This is a genomic window from Ruminococcus sp. RTP21359st1_H3_RTP21359_211015 (assembly GCF_040909065.1).
In the GTDB taxonomy this organism is placed as follows: Bacteria; Bacillota; Clostridia; order Oscillospirales; family Ruminococcaceae; genus Hominimerdicola; species Hominimerdicola aceti.
Genome location: NZ_JBDGDD010000022.1, coordinates 16,569 through 33,449, shown reverse-complemented (window position 1 = coordinate 33,449; position 16,881 = coordinate 16,569). Strand labels below are relative to the sequence as shown.

At 44.4% G+C, this 16,881-nt stretch carries 16 protein-coding genes; all 16 read left to right on the top strand.

The window, feature by feature from the left end; genetic code table 11:
* The first annotated feature begins 97 nt into the window (after positions 1 to 97).
* On the top strand, positions 98 to 1,240 hold the full coding sequence (locus tag AB5Z01_RS09985) for an ABC transporter ATP-binding protein (protein WP_022287011.1): 1,143 nt from the start codon (positions 98 to 100) through the stop codon (positions 1,238 to 1,240).
* A 112-nt stretch (positions 1,241 to 1,352) separates the two neighbouring features.
* Positions 1,353 to 2,600: an SGNH/GDSL hydrolase family protein gene (locus tag AB5Z01_RS09980; RefSeq protein WP_368365510.1), complete on the top strand. Its 1,248-nt coding sequence runs from the start codon at positions 1,353 to 1,355 to the stop codon at positions 2,598 to 2,600.
* Positions 2,601 to 3,086: 486 nt separating this feature from the next.
* Positions 3,087 to 4,655 carry a cardiolipin synthase gene (cls, locus tag AB5Z01_RS09975; protein WP_242989467.1) on the top strand — a complete coding sequence of 523 codons (1,569 nt, stop codon included), beginning with the start codon at positions 3,087 to 3,089 and terminating at the stop codon, positions 4,653 to 4,655.
* A 70-nt stretch (positions 4,656 to 4,725) separates the two neighbouring features.
* The gene (locus AB5Z01_RS09970) at positions 4,726 to 5,610 is read left to right on the top strand and encodes a YitT family protein (RefSeq protein ID WP_278340092.1); all 885 of its coding nucleotides are present in this window, start codon (positions 4,726 to 4,728) and stop codon (positions 5,608 to 5,610) included.
* 12 nt (positions 5,611 to 5,622) lie between these two features.
* Positions 5,623 to 6,270 carry an HAD family phosphatase gene (locus AB5Z01_RS09965; protein WP_330019434.1) on the top strand — a complete coding sequence of 216 codons (648 nt, stop codon included), beginning with the start codon at positions 5,623 to 5,625 and terminating at the stop codon, positions 6,268 to 6,270.
* Between the two features lie 639 nt (positions 6,271 to 6,909).
* Positions 6,910 to 7,059: a 50S ribosomal protein L33 gene (rpmG, locus tag AB5Z01_RS09960; RefSeq protein ID WP_002848320.1), complete on the top strand. Its 150-nt coding sequence runs from the start codon at positions 6,910 to 6,912 to the stop codon at positions 7,057 to 7,059.
* A 21-nt stretch (positions 7,060 to 7,080) separates the two neighbouring features.
* Complete coding sequence (secE, locus tag AB5Z01_RS09955; RefSeq protein WP_022287006.1) at positions 7,081 to 7,335, top strand: preprotein translocase subunit SecE; 255 nt, start codon at positions 7,081 to 7,083, stop codon at positions 7,333 to 7,335.
* A gap of 44 nt (positions 7,336 to 7,379) precedes the next feature.
* Positions 7,380 to 7,910, top strand: coding sequence for a transcription termination/antitermination protein NusG (gene nusG, locus AB5Z01_RS09950; protein ID WP_038672647.1), 531 nt, complete (start codon positions 7,380 to 7,382; stop codon positions 7,908 to 7,910).
* A 139-nt stretch (positions 7,911 to 8,049) separates the two neighbouring features.
* Positions 8,050 to 8,475, top strand: coding sequence for a 50S ribosomal protein L11 (gene rplK, locus AB5Z01_RS09945; protein WP_022287004.1), 426 nt, complete (start codon positions 8,050 to 8,052; stop codon positions 8,473 to 8,475).
* A gap of 104 nt (positions 8,476 to 8,579) precedes the next feature.
* Entirely contained in the window at positions 8,580 to 9,275 is a 696-nt protein-coding gene (gene rplA, locus AB5Z01_RS09940; protein WP_022287003.1) for a 50S ribosomal protein L1, read from the top strand.
* 229 nt (positions 9,276 to 9,504) lie between these two features.
* On the top strand, positions 9,505 to 11,715 hold the full coding sequence (locus AB5Z01_RS09935; protein ID WP_287214342.1) for an alpha-galactosidase: 2,211 nt from the start codon (positions 9,505 to 9,507) through the stop codon (positions 11,713 to 11,715).
* A 177-nt stretch (positions 11,716 to 11,892) separates the two neighbouring features.
* Positions 11,893 to 14,181, top strand: coding sequence for a cellulose-binding protein (locus AB5Z01_RS09930; protein WP_287214330.1), 2,289 nt, complete (start codon positions 11,893 to 11,895; stop codon positions 14,179 to 14,181).
* A 115-nt stretch (positions 14,182 to 14,296) separates the two neighbouring features.
* The gene (locus AB5Z01_RS09925) at positions 14,297 to 14,428 is read left to right on the top strand and encodes a hypothetical protein (RefSeq protein WP_368365509.1); all 132 of its coding nucleotides are present in this window, start codon (positions 14,297 to 14,299) and stop codon (positions 14,426 to 14,428) included.
* A gap of 1 nt (position 14,429) precedes the next feature.
* Positions 14,430 to 15,080: a hypothetical protein gene (locus tag AB5Z01_RS09920; protein WP_287214333.1), complete on the top strand. Its 651-nt coding sequence runs from the start codon at positions 14,430 to 14,432 to the stop codon at positions 15,078 to 15,080.
* Between the two features lie 753 nt (positions 15,081 to 15,833).
* Complete coding sequence (rpsJ, locus tag AB5Z01_RS09915) at positions 15,834 to 16,148, top strand: 30S ribosomal protein S10 (protein ID WP_022286999.1); 315 nt, start codon at positions 15,834 to 15,836, stop codon at positions 16,146 to 16,148.
* Between the two features lie 94 nt (positions 16,149 to 16,242).
* Complete coding sequence (gene rplC, locus AB5Z01_RS09910; RefSeq protein WP_022286998.1) at positions 16,243 to 16,878, top strand: 50S ribosomal protein L3; 636 nt, start codon at positions 16,243 to 16,245, stop codon at positions 16,876 to 16,878.
* The last annotated feature ends 3 nt before the right edge of the window (positions 16,879 to 16,881 follow it).

The following is a 16,881-nucleotide window of genomic DNA, read 5'->3' as shown; positions in this document are numbered from 1 at the left end:
GTAAAAAAAACTCTTGCGGGTATGTTAAAAATTTGTTATGATAAAAGCATAGCTAATTAGGATATTAGTAAAATTCAAATAGGGAGGTCCTTTTTTAATGGCAAGTGTATCATTAAGGGAAATTTATAAGAAGTATGCAGGCGGCGTTATCGCTGTTTCAGACTTCAACATTGAGATCAAGGATAAGGAGTTTATCATCCTCGTAGGTCCTTCTGGTTGTGGTAAGTCTACAACACTTAGAATGATCGCAGGTCTTGAAGAGATCAGTGAAGGTGAACTTTACATCGGCGACAGACTTGTAAACGACATCGCTCCTAAGGATAGAGATATCGCAATGGTATTCCAGAACTACGCTCTGTATCCTCACATGACAGTATTTGAGAACATGGCATTCGGTCTGAAGCTCAGAAAGGTACCAAAGGATGAGATCGCAAGAAAGGTAGAGGAAGCAGCAAGAATACTTGACATCGCTCACCTTCTTGACAGAAAGCCAAAGGCTCTCTCCGGTGGTCAAAGACAGCGTGTAGCCCTCGGTAGAGCTATCGTTCGTGAGCCACAGGTATTCCTTCTTGACGAGCCTCTTTCAAACCTCGATGCTAAACTGAGAGCACAGATGAGAACTGAGATCTCTAAGCTCCATAAGAAGCTCGGTACTACATTCATCTATGTAACTCATGACCAGACAGAGGCTATGACAATGGGTGACCGTATCGTAGTTATGAAGGACGGTTACATCCAGCAGATCGACACACCAACAAATCTTTACAACGATCCAGTAAACCAGTTCGTTGCAGGATTCATTGGTTCACCACAGATGAACTTCATCGACGCTAAGCTTCTCAAGGTAGACGGCAAGTATGTTGTTGAGTTCGGTTCTGAGGATACAAAGACAACAAGAGGCGTTAAGTATCAGGTAACAGTTCCAGAGTCTAAGGTAGATCCTGAAGTTCTTGAGCCACTGGTTGATCAGGAAGTTGTTCTTGGTGTTCGTCCAGAGTGTATCCACGATGAGCCTGCATTCCTCGCTCAGGCTACAACAGGCGTTATCAACACAACTGTTGAAGTAACTGAAATGATGGGTGCTGAAACATATCTGTACCTCAACTGCGAGGGTATCCAGCTCACAGCTAGAGTTTCACCTCGTTCTGACGTTCGTCCACAGGATGAGCTTAAGGTCGCTATCGATCCTAACAGAATCCATATCTTCGATAAGGAAACTGAGAAGGCAGTTCTTAACTAATAAGAATTTTTATCATATTGATATAACCAAAAAGTACGGCTTTGTCCGTACTTTTTGTGTTATATGCGGTGTGAAACCGATTTCGTTATCATAGATTAGAAAGGTACAAATAATGGATACAAAAAAATTGTTGGCAGTGCTTGTGAGTGTTGCTATGTGCGGAGCGGCTTTTGCAGGCTGCGGAAATAATGCGGACAGCTCAAAGGCTGAAAGCAAAGCGGAGTCTTCAAGCTCGCAGGTCGAAAAAATGCCTGAAACTGACGAGGAGTGGACGCAGGCTATGTATGACAAGGCTATGGTGTCATACGGCAACACTTCTATGATGCAGAGTGTTATAAAGAAAGCACAGTCGGGCGAAAAGGTCACTGTGGCGTATCTTGGCGGCTCTATCACTGAGGGTATTTCTGCCGGTGCAGAGGGCTGTTATGCTAAGCTCACTTATGATTATTTTGCACAGAAATTCGGTACGGGGGATAACGTTCAGTATGTAAACGCAGGTCTTAGCGGTACGCCGTCTAAGCTTGGAATACTCAGGCTCGACAGAGATGTGCTGGCTTATGAGCCTGACATATGCTTTATCGAATTTGCAGTAAATGACGGCACTGAGACTGACTATCAGAACGCTTACGAGTCCATAGTCAGAACGCTTTTGCAGAAGAATATCACTCCTGTTCTGCTGTTCTCGGTGACAGAAAACGACCATTCTGCTCAGGATTATATGAAGCAGATAGGCGAGTTTTATCACCTGCCGATGATATCATACTGTGACGCACTAAGATATCTTTTCGCAAACAACAGAATGACTTGGAAAGATTTCTCTGACGATCAGTCACACCCTAACACTGAGGGTCACAAGCTTGTGGCTTCAATGGTGGACTACTATTTTGACACTGTTATGGACGTTGCGCCAGAGGGCGATTATGTTATGCCGACAGACACTGTTTTCTCTCCACGAGAGGTGGACGCTCATATGTATGAGGGCGACAGCCTTACGCCAACAAGCCTTGGAAGTTGGAAGGAAGGCTCTACTATCGCAAGCTTCACAAATGGCTGGACTTACGACAACACCGGGGATAACAGCCCTATCGTATTCGAGTTCAAGGACAAAAAATTCTTGTACATGATATACAAAGAGGTGAAGCAGGGCGAGTTCGGCAAGCTTCATGTTAAGGTGACAGCAGACGGAGAGGTGTATGACGAAAGCGATTACGATACCATAAGTCCGTCAGGCTGGGGAAATGCTCAGATACAGAATATCGCCATGATGCCTGAAGCAACTAACTATACCGTTGAAATATCAATGGCGGCAGGCGATGAGGACAAACAAGGAGAAGTGCTTGCCTTTGGCTATACTGAATAGCTGTTGGAAATTTTAGCAAAAATAATAAGGCAGATGGTTTTTTAGCGGCTGTGGGAACGGCTTGCTCCGGAAAGCCGTCTGCCTGTTTTTTTTGTGTGTATTTATGTGGCGTTATGTTTAGAATTGTAGGGGACGGCGCCCTCGACGTCCCGTTCGGAGCGGTGTGGTTTCAATTTGTCACTAAATATAAGAAGCAGACAATGTTTTGAAACAATGTGCCAAATGTTGTACGGATATCGTAGGATTGAGCAGGCGAACACAAGCGGGACGTCGCATTTCTACAAAGCAGAAATGCGCTGCTCCCCTACATTGTTCGTGCGTTGTTTCGCAAATTGTTGTCAACAATAAGATAACAAAAGTTGTGTCATTGTCACAGAAATTCGTGAAATCAGGGCGGATTAACTGCATTTTTGCGTATTGCAAAAATCAAAAATAAATGTTATAATCAGTTGTGTATCACTATTTTCAGAAAGGCAGGCGGATAATGTGGCGGAAAAGATAAGCGAAAAAATACAAAAGAAAAAACCGAAAAAACTTATAAATATGATATTCTCACAGAAAACCACTATTATCCTGCTTCTTGCATTGCAGCTTATTTTCATTTTTATCATCTTCCAAAGCTTCGCTGTGCATTATGCCTATCTGCATATCGTTTTTTCTACTGTGGCTATCGTGCTTGCTATCTATATCCTTAACAGCAGCGAGAACCCTGCCTATAAATTGGCGTGGATAGTACCCCTTGTTATCGTGCCTATCTTTACGGTGGTGCTTTATATATTACTCAAAAATCAGTTTTCAACAAGAAAGGTCAGAAACCTTTATGCTAAGAAATCCGCCAATACAAGACCTTTCCTTAAAACAAATGAACAGATAATGAGCTATCTCCATGAAAGTGAGCCTGACTTTTATAAGCTTGCAAACTATGTGGATAAGTCGGGTGGCTACCCTGTCTGCGGTAATACGGAGGTCACTTATTTTCCCCTTGGCGAAGATAAGTATAAGGCTATGCTTGAGGAGCTTCAGAAAGCTCAGGAGTTTATCTTTATGGAGTATTTTATTATCGACGACGGCGAAATGTGGCGTGAGATAGTTAAGATACTTCTTGAAAAAGCTAAGGCGGGCGTGGAGGTAAGACTGCTCTATGACGGCATGGGCTCTCAGTTCACTTTGCCTTTCAGATATAAGAAAAAGCTTACCGACCAAGGGGTAAAATGCCTTGTTTTCAATCCTTTCCGCCCTATGCTTTCTACTATACAGAATAATCGTGACCATAGAAAAATTCTCGTTATAGACGGCAACGTGGCTTTCAACGGGGGCGTTAATATCGCCGACGAGTATATAAACCGCAAGGAGCGTTTCGGCCATTGGAAAGATACCGCTGTTATGCTAAAGGGAGATGGCGTTTGGAATTTTACCATGATGTTTCTGCAAATGTGGGAGGTCATCTCAGGTGATAAAACTGAGTATAATATGTACCGCCCAACTGTAAAAAACGTTGTGAACAACGGCTATGTTATCCCTTATGGTGACTCCCCTCTCGATGACGAGAATGTGGGCGAGCTTGTCTATATGGATATGATAAACAATGCCAAGGATTATATCTATATCTCTACCCCGTATCTTATTCCTGACAACGAAATGCTCACCGTCCTGGGCTATGCGGCAAAAAGCGGTGTTGATGTTAGGATAATCACTCCTGAGATACCTGATAAATGGTATGTGAGCGTTATAACAAGGTCTTTCTACAGAGATCTTGAAACGCTGGGTGTGAAAGTCTATGAGTATAAAGGCGGCTTTAACCACGCCAAAATGTTCCTCTCGGACGATAAGTCGGCCGTGGTGGGTACGATAAATCTCGACTACAGAAGTTTGTATCTCCATTTTGAGTGTGCAACTTATATGTACAAAACAAGTTGTATAAAGGATATAAAAGCGGACTTTGACGATATGTTTGAAAACCGCTGTCATAGAATAACACATGACGATATAAATAACCGCAGCTTCTGGTCAAGGTTCATGTCGGTCATTCTCAGGACCATTGCGCCTCTTTTGTAAAAATGTATTTTACGAGGTATCAGGGGAAAAATAAGCCTATCTTTGCTTTTGCATAGCTTGGAGGGCTTTTATGATACTTCTGAATAAATTGTTTTCGGCAGAAAAGTCCGCAAAGGCCAGAGTGGACTATCCTCTCTTGCTTCTCGGTGCGGTCATATATGGCGTGAGCGTGGGGCTGGTTTTAAGCCCTAACGAAATTGCCCCCGGAGGTGCTTCGGGGCTTGCTGTCATGTTGTCAAGATTTCTGCCTCTTGGTGTCGGCTCGCTTACAATGGCGATAAATCTTCCTTTGTTGGCGGTTAGCCTTTATGTGTTCGGCTGGCGTTTCCTTTTGGGAACTGTTGTAGCTATTGCAGTTTCGGGTCTGACTGCGGATATGTGTACGCTTTTTACACCACTCACAAATGATATTTTTCTCAGCGCAATAGCAGGCGGTATTCTGTTGGGTGCAGGCTGTGGGATAGTTTTTCGCTCAGGGGGAACAACAGGCGGAACTGATATCGCCGCTAAGCTTATCAAAAGGAAAAAGCCCTACATGGCGGCAGGTCAGATCTTTATGCTTGCAGACGGTGTGATATGTGTGCTCAGCGGTTTTGTTTTCGGCAGTATCGACAATGCACTGTATTCGTTCTTTACCCTGTGGGTGTTCTCAAAAACACTGGATATGATACTCTACGGCGGCGACAGAGGAAAGCTTGCGCTGATAATAAGCCCTGCCGCAGATAAAATACTCCATAGGCTTCTTAATGAGGGCAACTTGGGGTGTACGGTCATAAAAGCCCGAACGGGATACACGGGAGAGGACAGAGATCTTATACTTTGCGCAGTGAGAAAACGCAGGATAACGGACGTTCGCAGAATAGCATCGGAAACTGACGAAAAGGCTTTCGTGCTTGTGGGTGACGTGAGCGAGATAATAGGCGAGGGCTTCAGGCTCTCTGATGAATACTTCTGAAAGGACATTACAATGGACATAAAAGATTTTAAGGGACACATTTTCGACTTGGACGGCACTCTGACAAGATCAAATCACGTTTGGTCAAAGATAGACGAGGAATTTCTCGGCAAGCGTGGGATAAAAGTGCCTGAGGACTATTTCAAGCAGGTGTCTGCAATGAATTTCGAGCAGGCGGCTGTTTATACAAACGATAGATTTTCTCTGGGTGAGAACATTCAGGATATAATGAAAGAATGGTTCGATATGGCGGTGTATGAGTATACGAACGTTATCGAGCTTTGCGGAAACGCAGGGGAGTATGTGCGAAAGCTTAAGGAACAGGGCAGGAAGATAGCATTGGCGACCGCTTCAACTGAGGAGCTTTATAAGCCTGTGCTAAAGAGAAACGGCATTTTGGGTCAATTTGATTGCTTCGTGTCTACAGAGCAGGTGGAGAGGGGAAAAGGCTTTCCTGATGTTTATGAACTGGCGGCTGAAAAACTGGGGCTTGAAGCAAAGGTTTGCGTGGTTTATGAGGATATCGTTGAGGGCATAAAGGGAGCGAAAGCAGGTGGGTTCTTTGCTGTGGCTTGCTTGAATGACCATTACTCGCATGACTGGGACGAGATGAGAGAGATCGCTGATGCGACCGTGGAGAATGGGGAGTTTCCGGTTTAATGAGGAATGAGGAATTAGGAATGAGGAATGGGCATAGCTGACCAGAGCTGTGCCCCAGCACCGAGCGTAGCGAGAGATAAAACGCAGGCTCAAGCCCGGCGTTAGAGGGCTTGCAGGGTCAAGGGACAGAGTCCCTTGTGGAGTTTGAGGCAAAGCCTCAATCGGCGTAAGCCGACCAAGCGGTGCAGATTTAATTAGAAAAAGCACGCAAAAGTCTGATATCAAATAAAGGTAATATCGGAGCAAAAATCTGCACCGCCTACCCTATCCCTAAGTAAATGTAAATCCGCAAAGAGCGTAGCGATTTTGCGGCATGGCAAATTTGCCCGAAGAAAAATAATCATCGCCGCAAGGCGATACCATAATTCCTCATTCCTCACTCCTCATTCCTCACTTCAAACAAAGAAAAAGTTTACAAAAAATTAATAAAATTCTTTGACAAATGATTGACAAAGAAGAACACAGATGTTATAATTGTAGTACCTCTTTATGAGGTCTATTTTTTTGCACTCTTTTTTTGAGCGTAAAAAAGCATAAGTTACCTCAGGGCTGTGTGACAGCTTGCGTGAAAACGTATGAGGGAGGCAGACGTACCCTGAATGTTCTTGCGGGGTATAAATTTCGTCAGGAGGTGCCGAAATGAGAGTAAAAATTACACTTGCTTGTACTGAGTGTAAGCAGAGAAACTACAACACTAAGAAGAACAAGAAGAATGACCCTGACAGACTTGAAATGAACAAGTATTGCAAGTTCTGTAAGAAACACACTCTTCACAAAGAGACTAAGTAATATTGAAAGGAGCTATTTCTAATGGCTAAAAAAACAGATGTTACTAAGTCTTCAAAAAAGGATACCGGCAAGGATCAGAAGAAAAAGGGCGGAATAAGAAAATATTTCAGAGAGCTTAAAGCTGAAATGAAAAAGGTCGTTTGGCCTACAAGACAGCAGGTGACTAAGAATACGGGAGTTGTTCTCTCGGTAATGGTCGTTATGGCTCTGTTCCTTTTCGGAGTTGATTCAGGTCTGGGTGCAGCTATCAAGGCTATCCTTAAAATCGGCGGTTAAGCCGTCACAGCGGTTTTGACAACATCAATATGGAGGTAAGAAACATGTCAGAAGAAGCAAAGTGGTATGTTGTTCACACTTATTCAGGTTATGAGAATAAGGTAAAAAGCAATATTGAAAAGGTTGTTGAAAACCGAAACCTTCAGGATCTGATCCCTGAGGTAATGATCCCAATGGAGGAAGTTACCGAAGTAAAGGGCAATAAGATCGACAAGGGCGACAGAAAGCTTTTTCCAAGCTATGTGCTTGTAAAAATGGTGCTTACAGACGATTCATGGTATATCGTTAGAAATACCAGAGGCGTTACGGGCTTCGTTGGTCCTGCGTCAAAGCCTGTTCCGCTGACCGATAAAGAGGTCGCTGCACTGGGTGTTGACACACAGAGAAGCGCTAACGTTCAGGTCGGCTTCAAGGAAGGCGACAACGTCGTTGTAACAGCAGGCTCATTCGAGGGCTTCACAGGAGTTGTGGAGAAATTCGATATGGAAGCACAGACGGCAGACGTCAGAGTATCTATGCTGGGCAGAGAAACAACTGTTACTATGCCGCTGACACAGATAAAGTCTGAGGAATAAGGAAAAAGGCGGTAAAACTCCGCAAACATTCGTGAAAATGGAAGCAAAGCCGTCAATGACGGTTCGGATATACGGCTTCCGGAAACGTGGGAGAGCGTATGGCGCTCGCCTTACCACTTAATTATGGAGGTGCGAACAAATGGCACAGAAGGTAGTAGGCTATATTAAGCTTCAGATTCCAGCAGGAAAGGCAACTCCTGCACCACCGGTTGGTCCAGCTCTTGGTCAGCACGGTGTAAACATCATGGCGTTCACAAAGGATTTTAACGAGAGAACTAAGAACGATATCGGTCTTATCATTCCTGTTGTTATCACAGTTTACGCAGACAGATCATTCACATTCATCACCAAGACTCCTCCGGCAGCAGTTCTCATCAAGAAGGCTTGCAAGATCGAGTCAGGTTCCGGTGTTCCTAACAAGACTAAGGTCGCAACTATCACAAAAGAGCAGCTTCAGAAGATCGCTGAGCAGAAGATGCCTGACCTGAACGCAGCAAACATCGAGAGTGCTATGAGCATGATCGCTGGTACATGCCGTTCAATGGGCGTTGTAGTTGAGGACTAATCAATCGTACTGTGCATTCATGCACGGCAATGGTGGGAGGAATTTTCCGCTAACCGACTAGATATCCACTGTCGGTATTACCACTTAATGAGGAGGAAATATTAATGAAACATGGCAAGAAGTATGTTGACAGCTTCAAGGCTATCGACAAGGCTAAGCAATATGACGCTCCTGAGGCTCTGGAACTTGCAGCTAAGGGTGCTAAGGCAAAGTTCGATGAAACTATCGAGCTTCACATTCGTCTGGGCGTTGACTCAAGACACGCTGATCAGCAGGTAAGAGGTGCTGTTGTACTTCCAAACGGAACTGGTAAGACTGTAAGAGTTTGCGTATTCTGTAAGGAAGACAAGTACGAGGCTGCTAAGGCAGCAGGCGCTGACTATGTTGGCGGCATGGATCTCGTTGAGAAGATCACAAAGGAAAACTGGATGGATTTCGACGTTGTAGTTGCTTCACCTGACATGATGGGTGTTGTAGGACGTCTTGGTAAGATCCTCGGACCTAGAGGACTTATGCCAAACCCAAAGGCAGGAACTGTTACTCCTGACGTAGCTAAGGCTGTTACAGAGGCTAAGGCTGGTAAGATCGAGTATCGTCTTGATAAGACAAACATCATTCACTGCCCTATCGGTAAGGCTTCATTCGGTGTTGAGAAGCTCGAGCAGAACTTCAACACACTTATCAACGCTGTTGTAAAGGCTAAGCCAGCTGCTGCTAAGGGTCAGTACCTTAAGAGCGTAGTTGTAGCTTCTACAATGGGCCCTGGTATCAAGATCAGCACTGCTAAGTACGGCAACTAATCTGATAACAGATAAATATTGAATTTTTAAGGGACTTGTGCTAAATGCATAAGTCCCTTTTTTATATATTCCCACAATTTGAACCAACCGTGTTCAAATATTTGCATTATCAAGAAAAATTAACAAAATAATTTTTAAAGTAATCGTTTTACCCTGTTGCATTATTTTTTCTATGTGTTATAATATCAATTGAGCCGTAAGGTTCAGATTTTTGCAAGGAGTGATAATTATCAATATCTTTTATAACGAAAAAGATAAGGCTTTCAAGCTGAGAGCCAATAATACAGACTATATGATGAAGGTCTGCGAGGAGGGCTACCTCGCTCACGTTTACTATGGAAATAAAGTCCCTGACGAGGATCTGACTTATCTTCTCCGTCTTGACGAAAGCCCTTTCACACCTGCCACTAACGACCGTGACAGAGCAAGCTTTATGGATACACTGCCTTTTGAATATCCATGCTTCGGCCTTGGCGACTACAGAGAGTCTGCTTTCAAAATAATGGACGCTAACGGTATGTCGACCTGCGACCTGAGATATGTTTCTCATAAAATGTATGAGGGCAAGCCAAAGCTTGAGGGTCTGCCTGCTACTTTCGCTACTGAGGAAAGCGGTTGTTCAACTCTCGAGATAACAATGTATGATAAGTATGCCGATATCGAAGTTGTTCTTATCTACACAGCTTTCGATAAGCTTGACGTTATCACACGTTCCGCTGTTATCACAAACAAGAGCGAAAAGCCGTTTAAGATAACAAGAGCCCTTTCAGCTTGCGTTGATTTCGATACTGACAAAATGGATATGATTACACTCAACGGCTCATGGGCTAGAGAAAGAGCTGTTGAAAGATGCAGACTTCACCATGCTAAACAGCTTGTTGATTCCTGCAAGGGCGAATCATCACATCAGAACAATCCGTTCGTTGCTCTTTGCGACAATAACGCTGACGAGGATAAGGGCGAGGTTTTCGGTTTCAACTTTGTTTACTCTGGAAACTTCTATGCTCAGGCAGAAGTTACTCAGCATAAGAAAACTCGTTTCCTTATGGGTATAAATCCTCTTGACTTCCAGTGGCTTTTGGAAAAGGGCGAAAGCTTCACCTGCCCTGAGGTAGTAATGGTGCACTCTGACGAGGGTATAGGCAAAATGTCAAGAACTTTCCATGACCTCTATAGAAACAACCTTATCAGAGGCGAGTATAAGGATAAAAGACGTCCGATACTCATTAACAACTGGGAAGCTACTTACTTTAATTTCGATACTGACAAGCTTATAGATATCGCAAAGGAAGCTTCAAAGCTTGGTATAGAAATGCTTGTTATGGACGACGGCTGGTTCGGTCATAGAGATTCTGATAACTCATCACTGGGCGATTGGTTCGTTTATGAGAAGAAGCTCAAGGGCGGTCTTAAATATCTTGTTGACGAGGTAAATAAGCTTGGCATGAAGTTCGGCATTTGGTTCGAGCCTGAAATGATATCCCCTGACTCTGAACTTTATAAGGCTCACCCAGACTGGGCTATCCAGATAAAGGGCAGACCTCTGACGCTTTGCAGAGAGCAGTATGTTCTTGACTATTCGAGAAAGGAAGTCAGAGATCATGTTTACGGCATGATGAAGAAGATTCTCGACAGTGCGAATATCGAGTACATCAAGTGGGATATGAACAGACAGCTTACAGAGGTCGGCTCGGCTACCCTGCCTGCTGAAAGACAGAGAGAGCTTTGGCATAGATATGTTCTCGGTGTTTATGACCTTATGGACAGACTTACAACAGATTATCCTCATATCCTGCTGGAGAACTGCTCAGGCGGCGGAGCAAGATTTGATCCTGGTATGCTTTACTACAGCCCACAGATATGGTGCTCTGACGATACAGACGCTATCGAAAGACTGAAGATACAGCACGGCACTTCAATGTGCTATCCATGCTCAGCAATGGGTGCGCACGTTTCCGATTGCCCTAACCATACTGTTGGCAGAAACACTCCTTTTAAGACAAGAGGTCACGTTGCTATGGTGGGTACGTTCGGCTATGAGCTTGATGTAACAAGGATACCGCAGGAGGACAGGGACGCTATCCCTGCACAGATAGAGGAGTTCAACAAGTTCAACAAGCTTGTAAGAACAGGCGACCACTACAGAATAGGCAATATGTTCGAGGACAACACCTGGGACGCTTGGGAGTTCGTTGCAAAGGACAAGAGCGAAGCACTCTTTGAATTCGTTCAGGTGCTTGGCAGACCAAACGAAAGATCAAGACGTATCAAGCTCAAAGGTCTTGAAGCTGACGCTTACTATTATGAGGAGAATGATCCTGACAAAAAGATATCAGGTGCGGCACTCATGAACGCAGGCATCAATATCGCAAAGATGTGGAATGGTGACGGACTTTATGGCGACTTCTGCTCAAAGATTCTTCATTTTATAAAGGTGTAAGAGCAAAGCGTTTATCAAAGTTGTGGTAAGTTTAGATAAATACACAAAAGACTATTGACAATTTGAAGATATTGTAGTACAATAGTTGTAAAATAAGTTCAAATTTTAAAGGCGGAGCTCTTCCGCCTTTAAATAACACAGAGATGTAAACGAATACAACTTATAAGGAGAATTTTTATGAGGTTAAAAAAGCTAATGGCAGTGGCTTGTGCCGCCGCCCTTACAGTGACAGCTTTCGCAGGCTGCTCAAAAAAGAACGATTCCTCCAGCGGCTCTGACAGCAAGGGCGACGCTAAGAAGGAGTATTACAACGCTCAGCCTGTTGACACTGGCTGGGAGTGGGGAAATGTCGAGATAGTTGACGGTGGTTTTATCCCTGACGTCATCTATAACCCTACTGAGGAGGGGCTTATCTACGCCAGAACAGATATGGGCGGCGCTTATAAGTATAATAAGGATACTCAGCGCTGGGAGTGCATAACAGATTGCTTTGGTGGCGACGATTGGAACTATAACGGAACAGAGAGCCTTGCAACTGACCCTGTTGAGCCAAACAGAGTTTATCTTGCGGCTGGTACATACTCCACAAACAACGGTGCAATATTTGCTTCTGACGATTACGGCAAGAACTGGACTATCTGCGAAATGCCTTTCGGCATGGGCGGTAACGAGGTCGGAAGAGGCTGCGGTGAAAGACTTCAGGTAGACCCTAACGATAACTCAATACTTTACTTCGGCTCAAGAGCTGACGGACTTTGGAAGTCCACAGACTATGGCGCAACATGGAACGAGGTCACTTCATTCCCTACAAAGGGCGGATATACTGAAGACGGATATTCTATCGGACTTACATTCGTGGCATTCGATAAATCAAGCTCTGAAAAGGGTCAGGCAACAAAGACAATAATCGTTGGCTCAGCAGGAACACAGGGGGATTATCTCTATCGTTCTGATGACGCAGGCGAAACCTGGACAGCTATCCCTAATCCAAAGTCTGAGGCTACAGGCGACAAGACCGAGAAGCTCAAGCCTTGTCAGGGCGAGATATCTTCTGACGGATACCTCTATTCAACATGGTCGTATAAGGTAGGACCAAACGGTGCTTCTGACGGAGCAGTTCAGAAGTATAACCTTAAAACAGGCGAGTGGACAGAGATAACTCCTGAGAGATCTTATACTTGCGGTTACAATGGTATCTCAGTAAACCCTAACGACCCTAACATGATAGTATGCACAACTCTTGACCTTTGGGCATATTTCGACAATCTTTTCGTTTCCTATGACGGAGGCGAAACTTGGAACGGCATTTGGGGCAGTGACGAGAACGGCAAAGAGGTAAACAACTTTAATCTCGATATAAGCAATGCTCCTTGGTTGGATTGGCAGGGACAGCTCAAGCCGGGCTGGTGGATGACAGGTGTTGCTATCAACCCGTTCAACCCAGATGAAGTTCTTTACACAACAGGTGCAACTATTTTCGGCACATCAAATCTTTCAAAGATAAAGGACGAGCCTGTTGACATAAGCGTAAAGGCAATGGGCATTGAAATGACAGCTATCTTTGACTTCGTTTCACCTCTCGATAATGGCGAGGGTACTCCTGAACTTTATTCCACAATGGGTGACCTTTACGGCTTCCGTCATGATGATGTAACAAAAGCTCCTCAGGAGCATTACGGCGACTTTAAGGCAACTTCTATCGACTGTGCGGCACAGGATTATAAGATAGTAGTAAGAGCAACCAGCGACGGTGACGGCTCAGTTTACTATTCGACAGACGCAGCCGAAACATGGCAGGCAGTGGAAACACTCCCGGAGGGTGTTGAGAAGAAAGCAGGCGGCACAGCTAAGCTTTCCGCTGACGGCAAGACCATTTTCTATCAGAGCGGCACAACAGGCGTTGCTGCGGCAGTAACAAGCGACTTTGGCAAAACATGGACTACCTGCGAGGGACTTCCTGCCGGTGCAGTTATTGAAACAGATAAGGTAAATCCTGATAAGTTCTACGGCACATATGACGGAACGTTCTATATGAGTACAGACGGTGGAAAGACTTTCAGCCCTATCGCAAATATGCTCGTTTCAGCAACATCAATAAAAGCTTGTCCTGATAAAGAGGGCGACCTTTGGATACCTGTAGGTGCGGGCGGAGTTTACTATCTTGACTCATCAACAGGCACTCTCGCTCCTACATCTCAGGACGTTACACTGTGCGATGCTATTGGTCTTGGTAAGGCTGAAAAAGACGGCGACTATATGGCACTCTACATGATGGGCGAGGCAAACGGCGACGGCTACGGAATCTACCAGTCCACCGACAAGGGCGTAACATGGAAGCGTATCAATGATGACACACAGAAGTGGGGCAACGTTAGAAAGATAATCAGCGGCGACCCTAAGGTATACGGCAGAGTTTATGTAGGCACTGACGGACGTGGTATCATTATGGGAAACGTTAAGCAGTAATACATTATAATATAGCGAACAGAGCGGTGCAGATAGTGCCGCTCTGTTTTTGTCTTTGCCCGAATGCAAAGCATTTCTGCACATTGTATAAGTGAATAAAATCGGAAGTGCAAATTTGTGCATTGTTATGATAAATCTTAAAATCATCTTAGCAAAATTACAAATGCTTGCATTTGGTGCAGATTTTTGTAATTATGTTACTGTAAGAACAGATCAGAAGATACAGACAACAGAAAGGGGCGCTTAATATGAACGATGCAAATAAAGAAACAAACGTAGCTTATGAAGAGCCGAAAAAGAAAGTGCATATAAAGCTGCTGATATTCCTTGCGCTGATAGCGGCGCTGGTCATATGTTGGGGGCTGAAAATCGTGACGTTTTATTACAAAACTCACGGCATAGGGGGATACTATTTTTATAAGGGCAGCGATGTTGAGGTCGTCCACCAACTGCCAGAGGGTCTCACTGACGAGGATATCTCAAATGCGGTGATAATACGCACATACAATAGAGGCGAAGCAAATGACTATGAGAATGCAGGCAAAAACGACTTTTTTGTGGAATCCCATTATCTTATGGGCGTGCAGAGTATCGACGATGAGACCTGCAAGGTCTATATACTGAGCAATGACGGACATTATAAAGGTGCGGGCAATATGTACAGCGGCGGTCTGGTCGTAAGAATGTTGGACTTTAAAAAGCAGGACGACAATTGGACAATGACCAAGATGTGGGAGCCGAGAGGCGGAGCAATGTATGAAGGCTCGATCAGGGAAACTATCCCCTCTGAGCTTGCTGATCTTATATTCAGCGATGAGGAAACAGAGATCAAAAAGACGATCACCGATGAAACGGAAGAGAAGGTCAAGGCGTACTATGACACTGACGAAGTGGCGTAATATAAACTTTGTATAACATGATACAGCAAAATGGGACGTCGAGGACGCTGTCCCCTATACCATTCCTCTTGTAAGGGCGACCTGTGATCGCCCGTTCTTTTTGCGATAGCAAAATTATTGCGATAAATAGTAGCATTTTACCCTGCTAAAGCCCCGAAAAACCGACTTTTATAACGAATATGAATAAAATGTAGCGGCAAATGATACTCATAGTGAAATTTGTGCAATGTGCATATAAACGCGTTGAGAAGTAGGTGAAAATTCTATATTGTAATTTGTCTGTAACCGCTTGCAAATGGCTTGAAAGTAGTGTATAATAATACTTGCGTGACTGCACAGTGTATTTAATGTACACGATGATGATATGCGATGAAGCGGAAGGTTGCTGACAGTTGGTCAGGTAATTTCCGTGGAGTATGTCCGATTTTAAACCGGGCGACTGTTAATACCGAACACAGTATGTGCTTATGCTTCTTGCGATAGCGGATAAGGTCTGCTTTAGCGTGAGTATGTGTGATGCTGTGTGCGCTGTTTTCTGAGTCCGAAAGCCTTGTGGGTTTCGGAATTTTTTATGAGAACGGCAGGGAACACACGGCAGAGTGTAAACGGGTATCAACAGAAAGCTTTTAAAGCTCGAACCTGTCAATTGCGTAAGCGATCGGCACGCCTCGATCATTTACGCAATTGACTGAGGCTTGAGTGAAAGAAAGCTGCCCCCTAAACTTTTTTAATTTGCACAAGGAGGCGATTTAAGTGGCAGTCAATGAAAAGATCAGAATCAAGATCAAGGGTTACGAGCATGCGGTTGTAGACGCAGCTGCAGCAAAGATCGTTGAGGCTGTTAAGCGTTCAGGCGCACAGGTTTCAGGTCCTATCCCACTTCCTACAGACAAAGAGGTAATCACTATCCTCAGAGCTGTACACAAGTACAAGGATAGCCGTGAGCAGTTCGAGATGAGAACTCACAAGAGACTTATCGATGTTCTGAGACCTACAAAGGAAACAACAGCAGCTCTTGAAAATCTTGAACTTCCTGCAGGCGTTAACATTGTTATGGAGATCAAGTAATCTCCAAATGAGATCGCGTGCGATCTCAAAAAACATTTAACACGCAGGTCACGTCGGACAAGTCCGACCAATAACCACATAGGAGGAAAACATAATGCAAAAGGGAATCATCGGTAAGAAAATCGGTATGACACAGATTTTCGATGAAGCAGGAAAAGTAATTCCTGTAACAGTTGTTGAAGCTGGTCCTTGCGTTGTCGTTCAGAAGAAGACAGTTGAGAATGACGGCTATGAGGCTGTTCAGCTGGGCTATGGCGACATCAGAGCGAAGAGAGTAAACAAGCCTCTTCAGGGTCACTTCAAGAAGGCTGACGTTGCAATGAAGAGAACTCTTAAGGAGTTCAGACTTGCTGACACATCAGCTCTTAATGTTGGAGATATCGTAAAGGCTGACACATTTGCTGCAGGCGACATCGTTGATGTCAGCGGTACAAGCAAGGGTCACGGATTCTCCGGTACGATCAAGCGTCACAACAACTCAAGACTTAAGGAAACTCACGGTACAGGTCCTGTACACAGACATGCAGGTTCTATGGGTGCTTGTTCATCACCTTCAAGAATCTTCAAGGGCAAGGGTATGCCTGGTCAGTATGGTAACGTAAAGGTAACTGTACAGAATCTTGAGATCGTCAAGGTAGACGCAGAAAACAATCTTATCGCAATCAAGGGCGCAATTCCTGGACCAAAGAACGGTACAGTTACAATTTGCGACTGCGTTAAGAAGGCTTAGTGG